The organism is Bacillus cereus group sp. N6 (assembly GCF_016483705.1).
Taxonomy (GTDB): domain Bacteria; phylum Bacillota; class Bacilli; order Bacillales; family Bacillaceae_G; genus Bacillus_A; species Bacillus_A wiedmannii.
Map to the genome: position 1 here is coordinate 1 of NZ_JAEHBI010000044.1, position 21,285 is coordinate 21,285.

Consider the following 21,285-nt stretch of genomic DNA (forward strand, 5'->3'; position numbering starts at 1 on the left):
TTATAAGACATTCCCCAGTGTCTTGAACAACTTCCATCCCTAATTAAATTGACATAAATTGTCCCCTTCCTTAGGCCGTCATTTGTGATGGTCTTATTTTTTTGTTTACTCTATCTTCTATTTAAAACTCCCTCTCTCTTTCACTCTATGTTCACGTGGGGGTCACATCCAACTTTTATAGTATATGTATCGAAGCTGTTCCTCCCTAATTTATAAGACATTCCCCAGTGTCTTTGAATGGCTTCCATCCCTAATTAAATCGACATAAATTGTCCCCTTCCCTAGACCATCCTATGTGATGGTCTACTTTGTGTTCTAACTAGATTCCCCAACTTTTTTGCTTACTTTAGCAAAAGCAATCTATATTTAAATACATATTTTCATACAAAATATTCAGAAAATACTGTCAAAATAGGCGGTTTTTCTGTACAATTAATGTAGAAAGTAATTTCACAAAAATAAAGGGGGGGTTTTATTGAAACAAACAAAAGCAATCTTAATCGCATTATTTCTCGGTTTAGTCGTCGGACTCACTTTAAATTTAGCTGCACCATCCATTTTTGAACCATTAAATCAATATGTGTTCAATCCACTTGGTCAATTATTTATTCGCCTCATTAAAATGCTAGTTGTTCCTGTTGTATTCATTTCTATCGTGCTTGGATCTGCTGGGCTTGGAGACCCGAAACAACTTGGAAGAATCGGCTTAAAATCAATTTCATTCTTTCTTGTAACTACAGCCGTTGCCATCTCTATTGCAGTTACATTTGCACTGATTATACAACCAGGATCTGGCGGTAACTTTAAAACCGAAGGGCTTAAATATGAAGGGGCAAAAACCGAAACATCTTTCGTCGATACATTGCTAAATATCGTACCAGATAACCCAGCAAAAGCGATGGCTGATGGAAACATGTTACAAATTATTGCCTTTGCCGTATTAATCGGACTCGGTATAGCTATTTTAGGAAAACGGGTTCAAGGTATCCATTCATTACTTGAACAGGGCAACGAATTAATGATGTATCTTGTTAATCTCGTTATGAAATTAGCTCCAATCGGAACATTTGGATTGCTCGCTTCATCCGTTGGTAAAATGGGTCTTGCAGGCGTCGCTGCGATGTTCAAGTATATGATTGTCGTTATGCTAGTACTTATTATTCACGGCGTCTTCGTCTATGGCGGATTATTAAAGGTATTAGCAAAAGAAAGTATTGTCCGTTTCTTTAAACATTTCGGACCGGTAATGGCAATTGGGTTTAGTACATCTAGCTCTAATGCATCTCTTCCGTTTGCAATGAAAACAGCACAAGAAAAACTTGGCGTTCCAAAAGCGATAAGTTCTTTTGTACAACCACTAGGTGCAACAATTAATATGGATGGTACTGCCATTATGCAAGGTGTAGCAACTGTGTTTATCGCTCAAGTATACGGAGTTGAGCTTACTATGTCCCAATTAGCTGTCGTCGTATTAACTGCTGTACTAGCTAGTATCGGTACTGCTGGTGTACCAGGTGTTGGACTTGTAATGCTTACGATGGTTTTAAATCAAGTAAATCTACCGGTAGAAGGTATTGCCTTAATTATCGGTATTGATCGCATTTTAGATATGTCAAGAACAGCTGTAAATATTTCCGGTGATGCAATTTGCGCAATGATCGTCGCAAAATCAGAAGAAAAATATAATACGGATCAATCCGCAGCATCTTAAATCAAAAAAGGAGTGAATTATTTCACTCCTTTTTTGATTTACTTCCTTTTTTCGAACGATATTCTTTTCCTTTATTATCATTACCAGTCTCAAATTCAGTACTAAACTCTTGCTGAAATTGTCCTGATTTTGGTGAGCCTTGATTTCCGCTCCCTTTACTACCATTTCGATTTGTCATATGTCTGCCCCCTTCCTTTACTAGTAGTATGTTACATATTTTCTTTTTTATAATCTTTTACATACGAAAGAAGACCTTCCTCTCATAAGGAAGGTCTTCTCCTTTATTACGTAAGCGTTTTCTTACCTGTGATGAATTAAATAAGTTTTTTAGAAATTGATATCATTATATTCATTTCTTCTTCTGAAAGCGTGGAGAATCTTTCTTGTAAATATTTCTTTTTCTCCCCTTCCATTTTTGCAACTAAATCTTTTCCTTGTTCTGTAATCTCCAAATATACAACTCTGCGATCTGACGTAGAACGTGAACGAGTTACAAAACCTTTATTAATTAATTTTTCTGTAACAGCTGTAATATGACTATTCGACACATTTAACTCATTGGCTACACGTGATACCATTTCTTTATTCGTACGATTCAATATTCTAAGGACGATGAACTCATTCCACGGTATGTAACCACCAAATATCTTTCCAATATCATTACGCAACGTGCGGAACATAGCAAAAACATTTGTCGATAGTTCTTCCATTAATTGCTCTCGATTTTGAGACAACTTTGACAGCCCCTTTTATTTCATTTAGTTAAATAAAAACCTTATTAATAATTTTACATGAAATCTTACTTTTTGTCACCTTATTTTCCCACAATTCGTAGTTTTTTAATAGATATTTCATGATACAATAAAGTTGATTTTCCAGAAAAAGGGGATGGAATAGTGAGTGAAGAAGAAAAATTTTCTAATCTCAATCTAAAAGATAAGACTTTGATTATTGGTTTTGTTATTCTGTTTCTCATTATAATTTTTGCATTTATATTCTTTGTTTATGTAGGAATCTTTCATATTACAGGTATAGAGTATAGATCACGCACTGCTTTACTTCTATTTTTTCTATTAATCACTTTCTTAGACGGTATTACATTCTTTATCTTCGGTTTCCTCAAGGCGTTGCTATATCCAATGACAAAAAACATGCCAAATTGGCTGGCTATTACTCTTTTTGCAATCATTGAAATTACGCTAGATTGGTTCGTCATTCATACTGCCGATGATTGGATAGAGAGCGTACAACTGTCCAATCTTACTGAATTATGTGTCGTACTATTCCTTTTCCTATTAAATCAATTATTAAGTGACAAGAAAGAGTAAGAATGCAAGCTTTTCTATATAAAAATTGGTACAATGAAAACAAATCATACTAAAGAGGTGTTACTTATGAACTTACAACAATGGGCTGATAAAGGTATGTCCTTTGATACATATGTGAATGAAATGAAAGTAAATCAATATGAGCTACTGCACATTTACAATAACTTTTCAATTCCAAATGAATTACTTCCTGTATTAGAAGAACGCCAAAATGATGGCTGGCGTGTTATCGTATTAACAGCTGATTGGTGTGGTGACGCTCTTTTATGCGTACCTGTTATGAAACGAATTTCTGAAGTTGCAAATATTGATATGAGATTATTAATTCGCGATGAAAACTTAGAATTAATGGATCAATATTTAACAAATGGAACAGCACGTGCCATTCCAATTTTTATTTTCATTGATAAAGATGGAAATGAACAAGCCGCTTGGGGACCACGCGCTCCAAAAGTACAAGAGTTAGTAACTTCAATGCGCGCTACATTGCCTGAAAAAGAAGATCCAACATTCGAAGAGAAACAAAAAGAAATGTACGCTAATTTCCGTGCTACATTAGCTGATGATACTTCTCTTTGGGAACATGTAATGGAAAGCATGATGGAAAAAGTAGTAAAATAAAAAAACTGCCGAACTCGGCAGTTTTTTTATTACATAATGAAGAAATAGAATACCGCAGCTAAAATGAAACGATAGTAAGCGAACGGTGTTAGTTTTACACGACCTAATAATTTTAAGAATGAAACAATTGCAAGCATCGCAACAACGAATGCTGTAATAAATCCTGTTGCAAATAACGGGATATCAGCCGCACTTAATATATCCCAGCTTTTAATTAAATCTAAACCACTTGCAGCTACCATCATTGGTACTGCTAAAATAAATGTATATTCAGCCGCCGCTGTATGTGACACGCGAGCTAATAAACCACCACTTATTGTAGAACCAGAACGAGAAAATCCTGGCCAAAGCGCTAAACATTGGAACATCCCAATTGTAAATGCTTGCTTATATGTGATTTCATCTAATGTTCTTGCTGTACTTGGTTTCGAAAACTTCTCAGCAACAATCATTAAAATACCACCAGCCACTAAACTGATGACAACTGGGCCTGGCCCAAATAAAACTTCTTTAATCGCACTATGGAACAATACGCCAAGTACGCCGGCAGGAATCATCCCGATAATAATATGTAATAAATTTAACGATGGTCCATCTGTTACTTTCCCAATACCTACTAACGACCATAGACGCTTCCAAAATATAACAACAACTGCTAAAATCGATCCCAATTGAATAACAACTTCGAAAACTTTCGCTCTCTCGTCGTCAAATCCAAGTAAATGACCTGTTAAAATCATATGTCCTGTTGATGAAACTGGTAAAAACTCTGTTAAACCTTCAACAGCACCCATGATTATTCCAATTAACCAATCAGCCACGAGTAGTGCCTCCTTAATAACAAATATGTAATTTTTCACACCTTATCATAATACCTTATCCCCTTTTAAAGTGCATCCTTTTTTTATTGATTGTACATGTTGTATGCGCGTATTTCTTTTCTATTTTTTGATTAAATTGTATGATAGTATGAGTTTGTTTTTTTAGCGGAAAGGGGATTTTATGAAAGAAACTAATTCATTCTCACAAAAATTAAAGCAATTTGTATTACTATTTTTCCCGATTTTCGTAACGCAAATGTCATTATTTGCAATGAGTTTTTTCGATACGACAATGTCCGGGCACGCAAGTCCTATTGATTTAGCGGGTGTTGCTATCGGAACAAGTATATGGCTTCCCGTTAGTACCGGATTAACAGGAATTTTAATGGCTACTACTCCAATTGTTGCGCAGCTAGTTGGATCAAAGAAAAAAGAGGATGTTCCCCAAGTTGTCATACAAGCAGTATATTTAGCAATTTGTGCTAGTTTCGTGGTCATCCTTATCGGTTTCTTCGCTGTTTCACCTATTTTAAACGGCATGCGCCTGGAAGAACCCGTGGAACGTATTGCGGCACAATTTTTAAGTATTATTGCAATTGGAATTATCCCTTTATTTACTTACACTGTTTTACGCGGCTTTATTGATGCATTAGGAAAAACTCGCACAACGATGATCATTACATTACTATCATTACCAATTAACGTAGTATTAAATTATGTATTAATTTTTGGTCATTTCGGTTTTCCAAAACTCGGTGGTGTTGGAGCGGCAATTGCTTCTGCAGCAACCTATTGGTGCATTTTAATCATTACCGTTATTATTATTCGTACGAAAGAGCCTTTCGCATCTTTCAATATATTTAAACAATTATATCGTCCTTCTCTTTCAAGTTGGACTGAATTCTTAAAACTTGGCGTCCCTATCGGATTTGCTATCTTTTTTGAAACGAGTATTTTCGCTGCGGTGACACTTATGATGAGTAATTTTAGTACGACAACAATCGCTGCTCATCAAGCAGCTATGAACTTCGCTTCCTTGTTATATATGACTCCTTTAAGTTTAGCAATGGCAATGACCATCGCTGTTGGATTTGAAGTTGGAGCAAAGCGATACAATAACGCAAAACAATATGGATTTATCGGGATTGGCTTAGCACTTGCATTCGCCCTATTATATTCAATTCTTCTCTACTTCTTTGATGATGCAATTGCTTCAATTTATACGACAGATATACAAGTTCATCATTTAGCAAAAGAATTTCTTATATTTGCGATTTTATTTCAAATTTCAGATGCAATTGCAACTCCTGTACAAGGGGCACTACGTGGTTATAAAGACGTAAATGTTTCCTTAATTATGACATTAATCGCTTACTGGGTAATAGGTCTCCCTCTCGGTTACATATTAGCAACTTATACTGACTGGGCAGCAAAAGGATATTGGATCGGTCTTATTATCGGTCTAGCATTTGGCGCTATCTTCCTTCTTGTCCGTCTCTTTCAAGTTCAAAGAAAATATACAACAGAAAACCGCCGCTCACGATAGAGGGGCGGTTTTCTTTATGCATATTTTTTCTTTGAACGTATAACATAATGAAAAAGAAAGGTGGATACATATGGACGAAAAAGAAAAAAAGCAATCATTCGATGAAGAATTCGCCCCTGAAATTTCACCTGGATATCGGCAAGATGTACATAAGCCACCTAAATATAAAAACACCTCGTTTTTAATGGGCATTACCATTTTTGCTGCGGTGTTACTCGTACTCATCATTTTCGTTTATTTTTAAGGAAAGGTGACATATTATATATGAAGAAACAAGATTCCAATCGTTCAAAAAGAACTGTGAAAACAGAAAAAGGGTATGCAGGTGATTCTGTTCTTACACAGAAACAAGTCGAGCAAGGAAATTTATATATTGCTCAAAAAGAACTTGGTCAACAAAATGAAAACCTTTAGAATCCCTCAAAGAACTGGGGGATTTTTTTATCCGCTATTTGTAGCACTAATTCATGTTTCACTTTATTTTACATACTGTTTTTGTTCTAACACCTTAAATATATTATTAACCTTTACAATTTTTATTTCATAATTCAATTTCATTTCGCTTCTCTTACCATTTTCAGCACCCGCAACGTACGCTACAGTTTGATAACGAAAACTTTCATCCGTCACTTCACGTATGTCCTCGTTTGTAAATTTATACTCTAAATCCCGAAACCGATTTGGATAATAATTTCCTATTAATTGTTCATACCCTCTATTTACAAATAGTACTTCACCTTTTCGTTTCACATCTTCTTTATTATTAAGCTCAAACACTGATAATTGCTCTGTCACAAAATGTTTCCCTACCTTTTTCATTTCATTATGAGTTAAAGTTTCTATACTTTTGTTCTTTAATTCATTATTTAATCCGTACTGATTAATCGGTTTAAAGCTAGCAAAAACCTCTTCTTTATATGACCAAAACAATCCAAAAGCGATACATAGAGAAATGATGAATAGTCTTTTCTTCGTAATACTCCCGCCCTTCTTCATAATGATAGTTATATTTTAACATATAGAAAGAAAATTCTGATATCATAAAGTGGAATAACTTAATTCAGAAACGAGGAGCAATTATGGACTCTTACAAACAGTATATAAAAGAAGCTTTGCCTAATCTTTCTATACATTCATATAAACAAAATGAAGAAGGATGGGATAATGTAGCAGTTATAGTAAATGATGAGCTACTGTTTCGTTTCCCGCGAAAACAAGAATATGCAATGCGAATTCCTTTAGAAAAAGAACTGTGCATAATTCTCTCTCATTTGCTACAAGAAATCGAGGTTCCAAAGTATCACCTATTCTATAAAAAGGATACTGATACTGTTCCCCTCTGTAGTTACTATACTCTCATTCATGGTGAACCGTTTAAAAAAGAGATAGTTACCAAGCTAGAGAAAAAAGAACTTGAAGTAATTATTACACAATTAGCGACTTTCCTTGCGGCTCTACATAGTATTCCTTTAAAGCGTGTGAAGGCATTAGAATTCCCTATAGAAAAAACACTCACCTACTGGAAAGAGCTACAAACAAAATTAACTCAATATCTTACTAACAGTCTTACTTCATACCAGAAATCAGCGTTAAATTGTTTATTCGAAAATTTCTTTACATGTATCGATACATCCACTTTTCAAAAAACAATTATTCACGCTGACTTTACACATCATCACATTTTATTTGATCACCAAAATAAAACCATTTCAGGTATTATCGATTTTGGTGATGCTCAAATTGGAGATCCCGCCTTTGATTTTGCTGGGCTATATTATGATTTTGGACATGAATTTACTACATCAGTATATGAACAATACAGTACGCTTATTTCACACCATGATCCATTACTCATTCATCGCATCACGACCTTTTATCAATACAGTCCTTTATTACATAATATGATTTATAACTTTGAAACAAAGAATGAACTTGAATTCCTAGCAGGTACAGAAAAACTGAAAGTAATACTACAGGGCCGAGATTAAATTCTCTCCCGATATTCTCTCTCTTCATACATCATTAACTTTTTATCCATTTCAACAATAATTTGATACAGTTGAAACGCTTGTAAAATTTGCAGTTGAATTCCAAAAGGAGCATTCTGTTCTTTTAACCATTGAAATACTTTCGTTTCATCTTTCATTGATTATTCCTCCCTTTATTAAAATCTGCTACAAATATACGGTAAATGATGAAAAGCTTTTCATGTCAATAACAAAAAAGGATGCAAAATTGCATCCTTTAATGTACGATATTTTTCTTCTGCTTCGCTTCTTTCTTTACTTCTTCCCTTTGGCATTCACTAAGAAACGCACAACTCATACACTCAGAACGAAAATGACGCTCTGTATAATGCTCAGGTTGTTGCAACATTTCTTTCATTCTAGATAAATCAGCCATGCCAGTTATAATATCTTCCTGTTTCGGAATGTACTCATACTTAGTTCCTTCTATTAAATTAATAACTTCAATTTTTCCTGGAAGAATGCCGAAAGCTTTATAACTGAATACTGTCATTAACTTTTGACAAAGAGCAAGCATTTCCTCATCCGCATCGACAACATACTTTTTAATTACAAACGACTCAGTACTCCACTCACCAACTTCTAATGTCAATGACATGTGGACACCTAACTCTTCCATATATGTTTGAAATTTTTCATACAAAAATAACGGCGGTGTCTGACTATCATCTCTTTCAACAAACTGTAATAAGTGATCTGTTAGCTTCGCTAACACAATATAATACTCCGCCTTCGAAGCAAACATATTAACCCTTACTTTTTTCCAATACTTTTCTATTAATATTAAAAGTACAATTTTCGTTTGTTGGCCCGCAGGTAGTGTGTAATATTCGTTAATAATTCGATTCACAATCATTTGTGCGATTGGTTGCCATTCAAACGAAGAAGGTTCTCTTCTTTTTATATGACGAAAATAAAATTTATGCGGGCAACGCATAAAATCATACAAATGATAATCTGTCATCGTTTTGATTGCGATTTTCTCATGCACTTGCTCTCCATCTCCCTTCTGCCATTAAGAAAGGTGTTTTACAAATTCAGCTCCAAACTGTAAACATTTTTCTACATCTTCATCTTCTGGCGTTAATTCTACTTTTAGTCCTTCTAACACAACTGCAGCTCCGCGCTCTTGTAGCTTTTCTATTAAAATGTCAACCGCCACGCCGTATTTCGGATAAGCCGAATCACATGATCCGAATACTGCTGCTTTTTTCCCATTTAAATCAATAGAATCCATTGCGTCATAAAAATCTAAGAAATCATCAGGAAGGTCACCATCTCCCCAAGTGTAAGCACCTAAAATAATTCCATCATACTGTTCTAGTATAGAAGCCTCTGGTGAATCCATAATATCGATCACTTCAATTTCATTTTCTGTTTCACGAATTGCACCCGCAATATGATCAGCCATTTCCTCTGTATTTCCACTCATACTTGCAAATATCATTACTAACTTACTCAACTGAATCTCTCCTTTTACCTTGTATCTCTTTTTCTGTTGGAAGTGTACTCTTCTCATCTACATATTCAGATCGAATTACATTTCGTTGCCATTCCATATGCTGATCAACATCTTTATTTTTATCTTTTAATCCCCTCCGCAGAAGGTGAAATTTTTTTCTCATTAACATGTCGCATCCATCCTATTGATAATAATTATCAATTTCAACTACCCTTAGATTAATTGACAGTGATTATCAATGTCAATAACTATTTTTAAAAAAATGATTAAAATGTACAAGCTTGTCCGTTAGCTATTCATATACTATAAATGAGCATAGTTCTTTCTCAGCCCTCTCTGACGGAAAGAAATAAAAGCAACTGCGATAGAGCGCAGTTGCCTTTTTTTATACTTTTTTACGATTTTAGTAATCTTATCGCTGTCTCTAGAAATAATTCCACTCCATAAATTAAAGCTGCTTCATCTACATCAAATTTTGGATGATGATGTGGATAACAAGTATCGATCTTTTCATTCCCCGTCCCCAATTTAATGAAGCAACCCGGTGCTTTTCTTAAATATGCTGAAAAATCTTCTCCTCCCATAGAAGGTTCAAGCTTCACAACACGCTCATTCCCAAACAAATGTAGTGCACTTTCTTCTACTACTTTCGTAATATATTCATCATTAATAACCGGATCATATCCATATCGATACGTATATGTATACTTCCCTCCATGTGCTTTTGTAATTCCTTTCACGATTTGCTCAATTTTCTCTTCTGCTTCTATTCTTAACGCTTGATTAAAAGAACGCACAGTTCCCATTAAAGTTGCTGCATTAGGAATAATATTATCAGCCATTCCCCCATGAAACTGCGTAACTGAAACAACTCTTTGCATGAAAGCACTTGTATTTCTTGATACGATATGTTGTAAATTTGTAATAATCTGCGCTCCGATAGCAATAGGATCTATCGTTTCTTCTGGCCTCGCCGCATGCCCTCCTTTCCCTTGAATTTCAACTGTAAATACGTCCGGTGCCGCCATCATCGGTCCATACGCAATTCCGATTTTCCCGCTCTCCAATCCAGACATAACATGTAAACCTATTACATAATCAACACCATCCATCACGCCTGCCTCAACCATTTCTTGTCCCCCGCCAGGATACACCTCTTCTGCATGCTGAAAGAAGAGACGAATCTCACCTACGAAATCTTCCTTTATATTTGATAGCACCTCTGCTGTACTTAACAAAATAGCTGCGTGAGCATCATGCCCACATGCATGCATCATTCCTTTATTCACAGACGTATAAGATTTCCTTGTCTCTTCTTGAATTGGTAAAGCATCTATATCAGCTCGAATCGCAACTACTTTCCCTTGTCCCGTCCCTCTTTTAATTGCTAGTACACTATACTTCGTTGGTCTCGTTACTTCAAAAGAAGAAAATGAACATAATGTATCATATATAAATTGTGAAGTTTCTTTTTCATGAAATGATAATTCCGGATATTTATGAAAATGCTGTCTCCACTTAATAATGTTTTCTTCTGAAATAAGATCCTTCCACATCCTCTTCATCAGAAATTCCTCCTCTTATGAAACTTTAACAATTCATATATTAACTATGAAAAACTCAAACAAATATTACATTTCTATACATTCTCCCAGACCACTTTTATACATTCACACAATCCACTTCCTATTTACATGTCAAACCCATTACAAATTCATGCTGAATGTAATATAATTGCTAAGTTAGGGATTTTCTTTTTTAGTATTTAGTGCTAATATCAGAAAAGAGCCTTTTGACTTATTTTTACCTAAAATGTGGAATTTTGTTTTTTTCACAATAATGTAGGACATGATACCTACAAAGAGCTATCATTTCATTAAGAGAGGGAAAGACATGGAAAGATTAAAAGAGATATGGTCTCGACCACTCACACAATGGGTTGCAAAGACGGTTTATTACCTTGCAATTTTATTTGCATTGCTTTGGTTGTATGGATTCCATGATACAAACACAAGTACATTTATTTACAACGAATTTTAGGGTGGGAACGTTATGAAGTTATTAGAACAAATTGAAAAGTGGGCTATTGAAACGCCTGATCAAACTGCTTTTGTTTGGCGAGATGCGAAAATTACGTACAAACAATTAAAGGAAGATTCTGATGCGTTAGCACATTGGATTTCTTCTGAGTATCCAGATGATCGTTCACCAATTATGGTGTATGGCCATATGCAACCTGAAATGATTATTAACTTTTTAGGATGTGTAAAAGCTGGACACGCTTATATTCCTGTAGATTTATCTATCCCAGCTGATCGTGTACAACGTATCGCTGAAAATTCTGGTGCGAAACTACTTTTATCAGGAACTGAAGTAACTGTAACTGATTTACCAGTTCGCATTGTAAGTGAAGACAACTTAAAAGATATTTTCTTTACTCATAAAGGGAACACTCCAAATCCTGAACATGCGGTAAAAGGTGATGAGAACTTCTACATTATTTACACATCAGGAAGCACAGGTAATCCGAAAGGGGTTCAGATTACTTATAACTGCCTTGTAAGCTTTACAAAATGGGCTGTAGAAGATTTCAACTTACAAACAGGACAAGTATTCTTAAACCAAGCACCTTTCTCATTCGATTTATCTGTCATGGATATTTACCCGTCCTTAGTAACAGGTGGTACACTTTGGGCAATCGATAAAGATATGATTGCACGTCCAAAAGACTTGTTTGCTTCTTTAGAGCAATCGGATATACAAGTATGGACTTCAACACCATCTTTCGCAGAGATGTGTTTAATGGAAGCATCTTTCTCTGAGAGTATGCTACCGAACATGAAAACATTCTTATTCTGCGGTGAAGTGTTACCAAATGAAGTAGCTAGAAAATTAATTGAGCGTTTCCCGAAAGCGACAATTATGAATACGTACGGTCCAACAGAAGCTACTGTCGCTGTAACAGGTATTCACGTTACAGAAGAAGTGCTTGATCAATACAAATCACTTCCAGTTGGCTACTGTAAATCAGATTGCCGCCTTCTTATTATGAAAGAAGATGGCACCATTGCACCTGATGGTGAAAAAGGTGAAATCGTAATTGTCGGTCCAAGCGTAAGTGTTGGATATTTAGGAAGCCCTGAATTAACAGAAAAAGCATTTACTATGATTGACGGTGAGCGCGCCTATAAAACAGGCGATGCTGGCTATGTTGAAAATGGTCTTCTATTCTATAATGGTCGTCTTGATTTCCAAATTAAGCTGCATGGTTATCGAATGGAATTAGAAGAAATTGAGCATCACCTTCGTGCGTGTTCTTACGTAGAAGGAGCAGTTATCGTTCCAATTAAAAAAGGTGAGAAATACGATTATTTATTAGCGGTTGTTGTTCCTGGCGAACATTCATTTGAAAAAGAATTCAAATTAACATCTGCAATTAAAAAAGAACTCAATGAGCGATTACCAAACTACATGATTCCCCGTAAATTCATGTATCAATCTTCTATTCCAATGACACCAAATGGAAAGGTAGATCGCAAAAAATTATTGAGTGAGGTTACAGCATGACCGCATATGGATCATTTTATTTTTTCGCTATAGTGGGCATTTTATTAATACCTACTATCATAGCTGGACTAAAAGGTAAAATGTTGCGTAAATATAATGCCGTTTTAACATTAGTAATGCTCGTTATTATCTTCTCGGATAAACCGAAGCAAGCGATTATGTTAGCCGCATTTATTATTTGGCAATATGCCCTTATTAAAGGCTATTTAATTTTAAGAAAACAAAATAATAGTACATTCATGTTTTGTATAGCTGTTATTTTATCGATTTTGCCACTTATTTTGGCAAAAATCGCACCATTTGTACCTGAATTACATTTTATTGTTTTCGCAGGTATGTCTTACGTAACATTTAGAGCTGTACAAATGGTCTTTGAAGTTCGTGATAATTTAATTAAAGAACTTTCCTTCTTTAATTTCTGGGAGTTTGTTTTATTCTTCCCTGCGATTTCAAGTGGACCTATTGATCGTTACCGTAGATTCCAAAAAGATATTCAAAAGCCACCTAGCGCTGAAGAATATCAAAAGTTACTATATACAGGGCTTAACCGTATTTTCCAAGGTTTTCTGTATAAATTTATAATCGCGCACTTAATAACAACATATCTTGTAAAGGCAGTATTCGCCAATCAAGATACACTTTTATCTAATACGATTTTCATGTACGCTACTAGCATGCAATTATTCTTTGACTTTGCAGGTTATAGTGCGTTCGTAATTGGTATCAGTTACATGATGGGAATTAAAACGCCAGAAAACTTTAATAAGCCATTCCTTAGTCGTAATATTAAAGACTTCTGGAACCGCTGGCACATGAGTTTATCATTCTGGTTCCGTGATTTTATTTACATGCGTTTCGTCTTTTTTGCAACGAAGAAAAAGTTAATTAAAAACCGTTACACAATTTCGTATATCGGTGCATTTTTAAACTTCTTCATTATGGGAATTTGGCACATCCAAGGAAGCGCTGTTGCGCAGTATGTTATTTATGGTCTATATCATGCCGCACTGTTTATTTTATTCGATATTTTCGAGCGAAAAAACAAGAAGCATAAGTTTTGGCCAAACAATAAATTTACACACGTCCTTGCGATTGTAATTACGTTCCACGTTGTATGTTTCGGTTTCCTAATTTTCTCTGGACACCTTAACAGATACTTTTAATGCACCCTTCTTATACTAGTAAGAAGTTGCACATATAATATATTTCGGATATAAAGGAGATTTTAAAAATGGCAGAATTTAAAGAGCAAGTATTAGATATTTTAGAAGAAGTATGTGAGAACGATATTGTGAAAGAAAACTTAGATGTTCAATTATTTGAAGAAGGTATTCTTGATTCTTTCGCTGTAGTATCTTTATTAGTTGAATTCCAAGAGCGTTTAGATATTGAAGTTTCTATTTCTGATTTTGACCGTGACGAGTGGGCTACACCAAACATGGTTATCAAGAAGTTGGAAGAAATCCGATGAACAAAGCAAAATTTGGTCCGATGCTTTTAGCATTGGCCCTTTTTGCTGTATTCTTACTTATTCCAACGCGCTTTCTACTTCCACTTTTAAGTGATGAAAAAGTAGAACAAGCTGCCACTTCTTTAAAAGAAGAAAAGATTCAAAGTATGATATTACAGCAAAAGATGTTAGCAGACCCGAAATACCTTCCGATGTACGGTTCATCGGAATTCGCACGTATGGATGCTTTCCATCCATCAAATTATTTCAAAGTAAAGCCTGAAGGGTTCACACCATTCCTACTTGGACGCGGAGGAACACAAGACCTTGTACATGTGTTAAACTTTGCATCTACAATGGATCAATTGAAGGGTAAGAAAATGGTATTCGTTCTTTCTCCTCAATGGTTTGTACCACAAGGTATTGATGAAACACACTTTGCACCTAACTTTTCAAAACAACAAGGCTATCACTTGCTTTTCAATGATGACTTAAAGCCTGAAATGAAAAAGCAAATTGCAAAACGTTTATTAAACTTTGAGATCGTCAAGAAAGAAACTTTACTAAAAATTTCGCTTGAAGGTATCATTTATGATGATACAAAGCATAAAGTAAAAGCACTTGCTGCTAAACCTTTCGCTTATATTTATCGTAACATTTTAGATCGTAAAGATTTATTTACAGCAATGTTTGATATTAAACCGCATAAAGAAAAACTTGACCCTTCATTAAAACAAATGAATTGGGAAGAAGCTCGTAAACATGCAGATCAAACTGGTGCAATAGAATCAGGTTCTAACGAATATGGTATCGAAGATGATTACTTCAACAGCAAAATCAAGAAGAAATTAAAGCAACGTGAAGGCTACTTAAAAAATGATGCTTATGATCAATCGCCAGAATATGAAGATTTACAAATTGTACTTGATTTATTAAAACAATCTGGTGCAAAACCACTCTTCATTTCTGTTCCTGTAAAAGGTCCTTGGTACGATTACGCTGGCTTCCCGAAAGAACGTCGCGAATTGTACTATAAGAAAGTTCATGAGCAAATTGAGAAAGCTGGCTATCCAATTGCCGACTTCTCAAATCATGAGTATGATAAATACTTCTTAAAAGATCACATGCACTTAGGTTGGAAAGGCTGGGTTTATATCGATGAAGCCATCCAACAATTTTATAAAGCAAACTAAAGAAAAGACCGCTTGAATTATTCAAGTGGTCTTTTTCTATATACACTTTGCAATTGTTCGATTACGTTCTCTGCTTCTTTCATCACTCGCTCCACTACATGCTGAGCTGATTCTATTCGCGCTAATGATGACGCTTGTCCTGCCCAAAGCGACATATATTCTCCTTTATTTTGTTTTGCTGCTTCTTGGCGTATTTTAGAGGTTAATACATTTTGCACTGGATACATCGGAAGCCCTTCTTCTTTCCCTTCATGCTTCTCTATAAATTCATTACGAATACCCCGTGCATATTTCCCGGAAAACGCACGAGTCACAGTTGTACTCGTATCTGTACTATGTAAAACCGCTTGTTTATATACATCATGCGTAATACTTTCTTTACTCGTTAAAAAGGCTGATCCCATTTGAACAGCTTCTGCCCCCAGTGTAAATGCCGCAACAAGCCCTTGTCCGTTCATTACACCACCTGCTGCAACAATTGGGATATGCGGGACTGCTGCTACTAACTGTGGAATTAATGCAAACGTCCCAATCATAGCTTCCTGTTCTTTCCCAATAAACGTTCCTCTATGCCCTCCTGCCTCGCTACCTTGACCAACAATAATGTCTACTCCTAATTCAGCAAGCACCCTCGCCTCTCTCACATGAGTAGCTGTTCCGATGACTTTTATTCCTCTTCTTTTTAAGTCATCTATTTCTTCTTTTTCTAACGTTTGAAATGCAAAGCTAACGACTGGTACGTTTTCTTCTACTAACACTTGTAATTGTTCTTTATAGCTTTTTGGAAGCTTTATCGTCTCTTTTTCCTCTATACCGAATTCTCTATTCACTCCGCTAAGCAATACCTTTGCCAAGTTTACTTTCTCTTCTTCTATCTGTATCTCTTTCGTTAACAGTAAATTAACACCGAAAGGCTTATCAGTTCGTTCCCTTATTTTATAAATTGCTTCACGAATTTGCTCAGGGCTCATATAGCCTGCTCCAAGCGTTCCTAGTCCTCCGCTATTACTTACAGCTGCAACCAGCTCAGGCGTCGTAATTGCACCTGCCATACCTGCTTGAATGATGGGATACTTAATTTGTAATGTATCTATAACTCGACTTGTAAACATCATTTCTCCTCCTATTCCCCTTATATCTTCTTTATTTGACAAACTTTCCCCTTCTTTTACAAGGGTTGAACTTCCTATGAAGCGAATATATTGAAAGTGAAGGAGGCTGAAAACAATGATATATCCAAATGCGTTACAACAAGGTGATACAGTAATGATTATTGCACCGTCCGGCCCACCAACAATTGAAAATGTATTAAAAGGGGTAACCCTATTACAAGAAATGGGTTTATCTGTAGTAATTGGGAAGAGTGTTTATGAGAAATATGGATATTTAGCTGGAAGTGATCAAGTTCGGCTCGATGATATACATGAAGCATTTACAAATAATGAAGTAAAGGCCATTTTCTGTGCACGAGGTGGTTACGGAAGTGCTCGTCTCCTCCCTCACATTCAATATGAAATCATTCAGCAGAATCCAAAAATCTTTTGGGGATATAGCGATATTACAGCTTTACATACGGCCTTTTCACGTTATGCAAAGCTTGTTACTTTTCATGGTCCAATGGTTGAAGAATTAGGTAAAGGTGTAGATTCTCTTTCTTTATCTTCTTTCAATCAACTATTCCATCCGTATTCAACCATCTTATCTGCTTCAGAATGTATCGTACCTACCTCTCCATGTACAGTTACAGGCACATTGGCGGGAGGAAATTTAACTGTATTAACGAGTATAATTGGCTCACCCTATGAGATAATTACGGCTAATAAACTTTTGTTGCTTGAAGACATTGGGGAAGAACCGTATCGCATTGACCGTATGTTAAATCAGCTACTTATATCTGGAAAGTTTAATGAATGTAGCGGTGTTATTTTTACAAGTTGTCACGACTGCACTCCTTCTAAACCATCTCAATCATTGCAAACAATACTATATGAATTTTTCGCACCATATCATATACCTGTCCTATTCGGTTTACCGATTGGACATATAAGCCCAAACATCGGGATTCCTCTTGGAGCTACAGCGACAATAAATACAAATAATAAAACAATCTCTATTTCTTCTGGCGTAGCCAATCCGTATTCAAATTAAAAAGGAAAAGCGATTCCGCTTTTCCTTTTATTTATAATAATTAAAAATTCGTCCAGATGCGATATCTGCAACTTCTTCTGGAATAAATGTTTTACTTATATCAGTGCCAACATTTAATACTGCTGTAGCATCTTTCTCAATGCTACCAAATAATTCTTTTCCACGTATCGTAATAAGGGGCGTTCCTTCTGGCAACACGTCTTTTACAAATTCCATTTGTGTAAAGAACGGAACGATCCATCTACCCTCTCCTTGGAAATGACGCAAACGAAGTATTCCTTCTGTTGCCCCGTCCTCTGCTTCTAGTGAACCAGCAACATAAAACTCAGTAGATAAGAGCAATTCATAAAATTCCTTTTGCTTCTGTTTATCGTCCCCTGCTACAACAAGTACTTCTTCTATTCTCTTTACCGGAATTTGCTCCATATGATGCCACCCCTATTTCAAAATGATTGTACTTAGATTATACGAAATATTCTTATTTTTTTCTATATAATTCGCAATTATTTTCTTAAAATAATTTTAATACTTCTTTTGTCGTTACAATCGTAGCAAACTCTTCATGTAAATTTACAAGTGTCATATTGTGAATATCCTCTGCATTATACTCTTTACCCTCTAGACCTTTACGGTTAAAAGTAGCCGTTGCATCACTCACTAAATACGTTGTAAATCCTAAATTTCCTGCCATTCGTGTCGTAGTCTCCACACAATGATTTGTCGTTAATCCTACAACCACTACTGCATTACATTTGTTCTCTCTTAATTGCTCTTCTAAATTTGTCCCAATGAACGCGCTGTTAACAGATTTCTGAATAATCACTTCATCTGGTAATGGCTTCAGCTCTTCTTTAAAGTTCACCGTTTCCGCTCCTTCATAAAACATCGATTGAGCATTTTCTTTATTTACATGTTGAATATGAAAAACTGGTCGTTTCCTTTTTCTCCATTCTGCTAATAACATTCTCATGTTTTCTTCAGCAAAAAGATTATTTCTCTCGCCCCAGTATGGTAACTGAAACGCCTTTTGTACATCAATTATAATAAGTGCTATTTGATGTCATCATTTTCTCCTTCATTCGGCTGTAATTGAAACAGAAAACCAAGTTGTTGTGACGCAGTAATAAAACAAATATAAGCGCAAAGCTCTACAATTTCTTTTTCCGTCCAATATTGTTTCAATGCATGAAACATATTATCATCTATTGCCTTTTTATCATGAACAAATGTATGTGCAAAAGTAACTGCGACACTCATTTCTTCTACCTTTTGCATATCATCAGGCCTTCCCTTTGCCATACAGTACGGACATTCATTCCCGTACGCTAATGTTCTTCTTACTTGCTCCTTTAGCTCTGCCGACAGAGTTCCTTTATTATACAGTGTATTCTCTACCATACTCCATGAATGTAATAGATCTGGATTATGCCCTAATAACTTTTGAAACTTTGTAACTCCTACATTTGATAATGAAATTCTCTCCAACATTTCCCCTCCTATTTCCTTCCGTTTTATTGTAAAATAAATAAAGTTCACTTTACATTTCATATGAATCTTAATTTATATTTTTCCTTTACAAAAATTATTATTTTACTGGAGGTATATTTACAAATGCAACTAGACCGTGTCGATCGAAAGATTTTAAATGAATTATATAATGATAGTCGCCTTTCCATGCGTGAATTGGCGAAACGAGTAAATTTATCTGCTCCGTCTACTGCAGAACGTGTTCGCAAACTTGAAAGTGAAGGCGTGATTCAAAAGTACACAATCGATATTGATTATAAAAAAGCAGGACTTGTTTTAGATTGTATTTTAGAAATTACTTTAAAAAATGGTGATACAACACGTATGCAACAGTTTATTCAGTCTTATCCATCTGCAAGTTTTTGTTACCGAGTAACAGGAAGCTTATGCTACATTGTAAAAATTTCTGTTCCTTCACTCGTTGAACTTGAAGATTTTATCAATGATGTTTCTTCATATGCAACGACAGTTTCTCATATCGTATTATCAGAAGTATCTCTTACTCCTGATATTGAACATATCTTCCCAGAAGCTTAATTTATTTTTATTCATAAAATACAAAAAAACCCCTTACAATAAGAATAAAAATAATATATTATGTATTAAAATACATAAAGTTCGAGAAAGGGGCTTTACATTGAAAATCTGGTTTTATGAAAAAACGGCACAATCAGATGATTTACTTGGCATTTGGGATAATGTTCCGACTATCCCTCGAATTGGTGAAAAAGTGGAGATTTTAAAAACAGTCCGCACTGTTACAGATATTAAATATGTAAAGAACGGTAATAATTTTCGTGTAGAAATTATTACAAATTAAAAAGTAGCTCCTAAGAGCTACTTTTTAATTATCTATCACGCGCTTTCTTTATTACAATTTTATCTTCTTCTACAGATACTGTTACATAATCATTTTCTTCTAATCGAAGCTTATTTACAGCCTCATCTGGTAGCTCTACAGCCATCAGTCTATCTGTTACGATCACTTGACTATACACTTCATTTTCTTGTAATGCACTCACCACTTTTTCCTCATTTATAAAGCGCACTAGTGGCACACCCACTTCTTTTACTGTACGCCATTGTTTCCAAACGTAAGGAATTAACCAAAGTAATCCAACAACTGTAAGACCAATACCGATCCATAAATTACTTTGCGCTTGTAATTCAGTAATTGAGATTGCGCTACTCTCTTCTCCACCGACAAATTGCATACTTGTTGCAATTAAATTATTTAGAGCATGTACAGCGATATTCGTCCATATATTTTTCGTCTTTATGTATAAAAGGCACATTACAATACCAAACATAAATGCACCAATAACATCAAAATGTCCTAAACCAAAAATAAGTGAAGATATGATTACAGCTTTTTTAATGCCCCATTTATAAGCCATGCGCTGTAAAAAGAAGCCTCTAAAAATAACCTCTTCCATAATAGGTGCTAATACACATGCTGAAACGAAAGTAAATATCGTCATATATATGTTACTCGTATTAATAACATTTCCTTCTTCTAACATAGTAACTAAGAAATTCGGTAACGTATGTGCTAATATGTAAAATTGAATATGAGATATACCAACTGAAAAAATCATTCCCATTATCGTTGCTAATACAATTAATCCCCACGGTAAACGTCCTGGCTTATCAAAAAAACTGTTAAACACAACATTATTTTTATTTGTTTTTACGTATAACCAAAATAACGGAAATACAAAAAATACAGTTATTTGTGAAATAACCTCCATCGTATTCTCAGAAACATTTGCTAGACTTAATGGGATCATCGTAAGGAACAATCCTATAATCATCCATCCAAAAAAACTGCGTAGCCTTATACGTGAAAATGCATAGTGCATAATAGAACACCCCCAAAGATAG

29 protein-coding genes are annotated in these 21,285 nt (G+C 35.2%); 15 read left to right on the forward strand and 14 right to left on the reverse strand.

The genetic code is table 11. The features are described 5' to 3' along the window. The first annotated feature begins 475 nt into the window (after positions 1-475). The gene (locus JDS99_RS23720) at positions 476-1,711 is read left to right on the forward strand and encodes a dicarboxylate/amino acid:cation symporter (RefSeq protein ID WP_000814822.1); all 1,236 of its coding nucleotides are present in this window, start codon (positions 476-478) and stop codon (positions 1,709-1,711) included. Positions 1,712-1,733: 22 nt separating this feature from the next. Here the strand turns inward: JDS99_RS23720 and JDS99_RS23725 are convergent, their stop codons facing one another. Beyond that, positions 1,734-1,889, reverse strand: coding sequence for a hypothetical protein (locus tag JDS99_RS23725; protein ID WP_000184933.1), 156 nt, complete (start codon positions 1,887-1,889; stop codon positions 1,734-1,736). A gap of 136 nt (positions 1,890-2,025) precedes the next feature. Then, positions 2,026-2,445 carry a MarR family winged helix-turn-helix transcriptional regulator gene (locus tag JDS99_RS23730; RefSeq protein ID WP_137035313.1) on the reverse strand — a complete coding sequence of 140 codons (420 nt, stop codon included), beginning with the start codon at positions 2,443-2,445 and terminating at the stop codon, positions 2,026-2,028. Between the two features lie 162 nt (positions 2,446-2,607). Here JDS99_RS23730 and JDS99_RS23735 point away from each other — a divergent pair, with 162 nt between their 5' ends. Both JDS99_RS23735 and JDS99_RS23740 read left to right on the forward strand, forming a co-directional pair. Next, positions 2,608-3,039, forward strand: coding sequence for a YrvL family regulatory protein (locus tag JDS99_RS23735; RefSeq protein WP_087984835.1), 432 nt, complete (start codon positions 2,608-2,610; stop codon positions 3,037-3,039). Positions 3,040-3,072: 33 nt separating this feature from the next. Continuing rightward, entirely contained in the window at positions 3,073-3,660 is a 588-nt protein-coding gene (locus JDS99_RS23740; protein ID WP_097890357.1) for a thioredoxin family protein, read from the forward strand. 29 nt (positions 3,661-3,689) lie between these two features. Here the strand turns inward: JDS99_RS23740 and uppP are convergent, their stop codons facing one another. Further along, positions 3,690-4,481, reverse strand: coding sequence for a bacitracin resistance undecaprenyl-diphosphatase (gene uppP, locus JDS99_RS23745; protein WP_060489503.1), 792 nt, complete (start codon positions 4,479-4,481; stop codon positions 3,690-3,692). Between the two features lie 181 nt (positions 4,482-4,662). Between uppP and JDS99_RS23750 the strand changes: the two genes are divergently transcribed. From JDS99_RS23750 to JDS99_RS23760, 3 genes are all read left to right on the forward strand, one after another. Further along, positions 4,663-6,027, forward strand: coding sequence for an MATE family efflux transporter (locus tag JDS99_RS23750; RefSeq protein WP_106382755.1), 1,365 nt, complete (start codon positions 4,663-4,665; stop codon positions 6,025-6,027). 70 nt (positions 6,028-6,097) lie between these two features. Then, complete coding sequence (locus JDS99_RS23755) at positions 6,098-6,271, forward strand: hypothetical protein (RefSeq protein ID WP_000343559.1); 174 nt, start codon at positions 6,098-6,100, stop codon at positions 6,269-6,271. A gap of 20 nt (positions 6,272-6,291) precedes the next feature. Further along, positions 6,292-6,441, forward strand: coding sequence for a hypothetical protein (locus JDS99_RS23760; RefSeq protein ID WP_000743739.1), 150 nt, complete (start codon positions 6,292-6,294; stop codon positions 6,439-6,441). A 63-nt stretch (positions 6,442-6,504) separates the two neighbouring features. Here JDS99_RS23760 and JDS99_RS23765 read toward each other — a convergent pair whose 3' ends face one another. Further along, positions 6,505-7,023, reverse strand: coding sequence for a biotin transporter BioY (locus JDS99_RS23765; protein WP_098133997.1), 519 nt, complete (start codon positions 7,021-7,023; stop codon positions 6,505-6,507). An 83-nt stretch (positions 7,024-7,106) separates the two neighbouring features. On the opposite strand from JDS99_RS23765, the gene JDS99_RS23770 reads away from it, so the two are divergent. After that, positions 7,107-8,015 carry an aminoglycoside phosphotransferase family protein gene (locus tag JDS99_RS23770; protein ID WP_097890361.1) on the forward strand — a complete coding sequence of 303 codons (909 nt, stop codon included), beginning with the start codon at positions 7,107-7,109 and terminating at the stop codon, positions 8,013-8,015. Here the strand turns inward: JDS99_RS23770 and JDS99_RS23775 are convergent. The 5 genes from JDS99_RS23775 to amaA form a co-directional block, all read right to left on the reverse strand. After that, positions 8,012-8,173, reverse strand: a complete 162-nt coding sequence (locus JDS99_RS23775) for a hypothetical protein (protein ID WP_046958209.1) — start codon at positions 8,171-8,173, stop codon at positions 8,012-8,014. The genes JDS99_RS23770 and JDS99_RS23775 overlap by 4 nt on opposite strands. A 98-nt stretch (positions 8,174-8,271) precedes the next feature. Further along, a complete protein-coding gene (locus tag JDS99_RS23780; protein ID WP_199695814.1) occupies positions 8,272-9,045 on the reverse strand; it encodes a hypothetical protein in 774 nt (257 codons plus the stop codon). Between the two features lie 24 nt (positions 9,046-9,069). Then, the gene (locus JDS99_RS23785; RefSeq protein WP_000041145.1) at positions 9,070-9,516 is read right to left on the reverse strand and encodes a flavodoxin; all 447 of its coding nucleotides are present in this window, start codon (positions 9,514-9,516) and stop codon (positions 9,070-9,072) included. Beyond that, positions 9,509-9,685: a hypothetical protein gene (locus tag JDS99_RS23790; protein WP_016088748.1), complete on the reverse strand. Its 177-nt coding sequence runs from the start codon at positions 9,683-9,685 to the stop codon at positions 9,509-9,511. Before JDS99_RS23790 ends, JDS99_RS23785 begins: the two co-directional genes overlap by 8 nt. A 226-nt stretch (positions 9,686-9,911) precedes the next feature. Next, on the reverse strand, positions 9,912-11,081 hold the full coding sequence (amaA, locus tag JDS99_RS23795) for an N-acyl-aliphatic-L-amino acid amidohydrolase (protein WP_087984828.1): 1,170 nt from the start codon (positions 11,079-11,081) through the stop codon (positions 9,912-9,914). 328 nt (positions 11,082-11,409) lie between these two features. Here amaA and JDS99_RS23800 point away from each other — a divergent pair, with 328 nt between their 5' ends. The 5 genes from JDS99_RS23800 to dltD all read left to right on the forward strand — a co-directional run bounded on the left by JDS99_RS23800 (position 11,410) and on the right by dltD (position 15,726). Continuing rightward, positions 11,410-11,556 carry a teichoic acid D-Ala incorporation-associated protein DltX gene (locus tag JDS99_RS23800; RefSeq protein WP_000440293.1) on the forward strand — a complete coding sequence of 49 codons (147 nt, stop codon included), beginning with the start codon at positions 11,410-11,412 and terminating at the stop codon, positions 11,554-11,556. Positions 11,557-11,568: 12 nt separating this feature from the next. Beyond that, entirely contained in the window at positions 11,569-13,083 is a 1,515-nt protein-coding gene (gene dltA, locus JDS99_RS23805) for a D-alanine--poly(phosphoribitol) ligase subunit DltA (RefSeq protein WP_000770525.1), read from the forward strand. Beyond that, positions 13,080-14,246 carry a D-alanyl-lipoteichoic acid biosynthesis protein DltB gene (dltB, locus tag JDS99_RS23810; RefSeq protein WP_088062608.1) on the forward strand — a complete coding sequence of 389 codons (1,167 nt, stop codon included), beginning with the start codon at positions 13,080-13,082 and terminating at the stop codon, positions 14,244-14,246. Before dltA ends, dltB begins: the two co-directional genes overlap by 4 nt. Positions 14,247-14,314: 68 nt before the next feature. Further along, complete coding sequence (dltC, locus tag JDS99_RS23815; protein ID WP_000807310.1) at positions 14,315-14,554, forward strand: D-alanine--poly(phosphoribitol) ligase subunit DltC; 240 nt, start codon at positions 14,315-14,317, stop codon at positions 14,552-14,554. After that, entirely contained in the window at positions 14,551-15,726 is a 1,176-nt protein-coding gene (dltD, locus tag JDS99_RS23820) for a D-alanyl-lipoteichoic acid biosynthesis protein DltD (RefSeq protein ID WP_097857428.1), read from the forward strand. Before dltC ends, dltD begins: the two co-directional genes overlap by 4 nt. A 17-nt stretch (positions 15,727-15,743) precedes the next feature. Here the strand turns inward: dltD and JDS99_RS23825 are convergent, their stop codons facing one another. Next, entirely contained in the window at positions 15,744-16,838 is a 1,095-nt protein-coding gene (locus JDS99_RS23825; RefSeq protein WP_199695815.1) for an NAD(P)H-dependent flavin oxidoreductase, read from the reverse strand. A gap of 115 nt (positions 16,839-16,953) precedes the next feature. Between JDS99_RS23825 and JDS99_RS23830 the strand changes: the two genes are divergently transcribed. Then, positions 16,954-17,874: a S66 peptidase family protein gene (locus JDS99_RS23830; protein ID WP_087984824.1), complete on the forward strand. Its 921-nt coding sequence runs from the start codon at positions 16,954-16,956 to the stop codon at positions 17,872-17,874. 27 nt (positions 17,875-17,901) lie between these two features. On the opposite strand, the gene JDS99_RS23835 is transcribed toward JDS99_RS23830, so the two are convergent. From JDS99_RS23835 to JDS99_RS23845, 3 genes are all read right to left on the reverse strand, one after another. Continuing rightward, on the reverse strand, positions 17,902-18,300 hold the full coding sequence (locus JDS99_RS23835; protein WP_000435201.1) for an SseB family protein: 399 nt from the start codon (positions 18,298-18,300) through the stop codon (positions 17,902-17,904). Positions 18,301-18,385: 85 nt separating this feature from the next. Then, entirely contained in the window at positions 18,386-18,928 is a 543-nt protein-coding gene (locus JDS99_RS23840) for an isochorismatase family protein (RefSeq protein WP_199695823.1), read from the reverse strand. Further along, positions 18,925-19,422, reverse strand: a complete 498-nt coding sequence (locus tag JDS99_RS23845) for a carboxymuconolactone decarboxylase family protein (RefSeq protein ID WP_199695816.1) — start codon at positions 19,420-19,422, stop codon at positions 18,925-18,927. Before JDS99_RS23845 ends, JDS99_RS23840 begins: the two co-directional genes overlap by 4 nt. Positions 19,423-19,485: 63 nt before the next feature. On the opposite strand from JDS99_RS23845, the gene JDS99_RS23850 reads away from it, so the two are divergent. Both JDS99_RS23850 and JDS99_RS23855 read left to right on the forward strand, forming a co-directional pair. Continuing rightward, on the forward strand, positions 19,486-19,938 hold the full coding sequence (locus tag JDS99_RS23850; protein WP_001175491.1) for an Lrp/AsnC family transcriptional regulator: 453 nt from the start codon (positions 19,486-19,488) through the stop codon (positions 19,936-19,938). Positions 19,939-20,038: 100 nt separating this feature from the next. Further along, positions 20,039-20,221 carry a DUF3913 family protein gene (locus JDS99_RS23855; RefSeq protein WP_097960514.1) on the forward strand — a complete coding sequence of 61 codons (183 nt, stop codon included), beginning with the start codon at positions 20,039-20,041 and terminating at the stop codon, positions 20,219-20,221. A 28-nt stretch (positions 20,222-20,249) separates the two neighbouring features. Here JDS99_RS23855 and JDS99_RS23860 read toward each other — a convergent pair whose 3' ends face one another. Then, entirely contained in the window at positions 20,250-21,263 is a 1,014-nt protein-coding gene (locus JDS99_RS23860) for a CPBP family intramembrane glutamic endopeptidase (RefSeq protein WP_097906838.1), read from the reverse strand. Positions 21,264-21,285 lie beyond the last annotated feature (22 nt).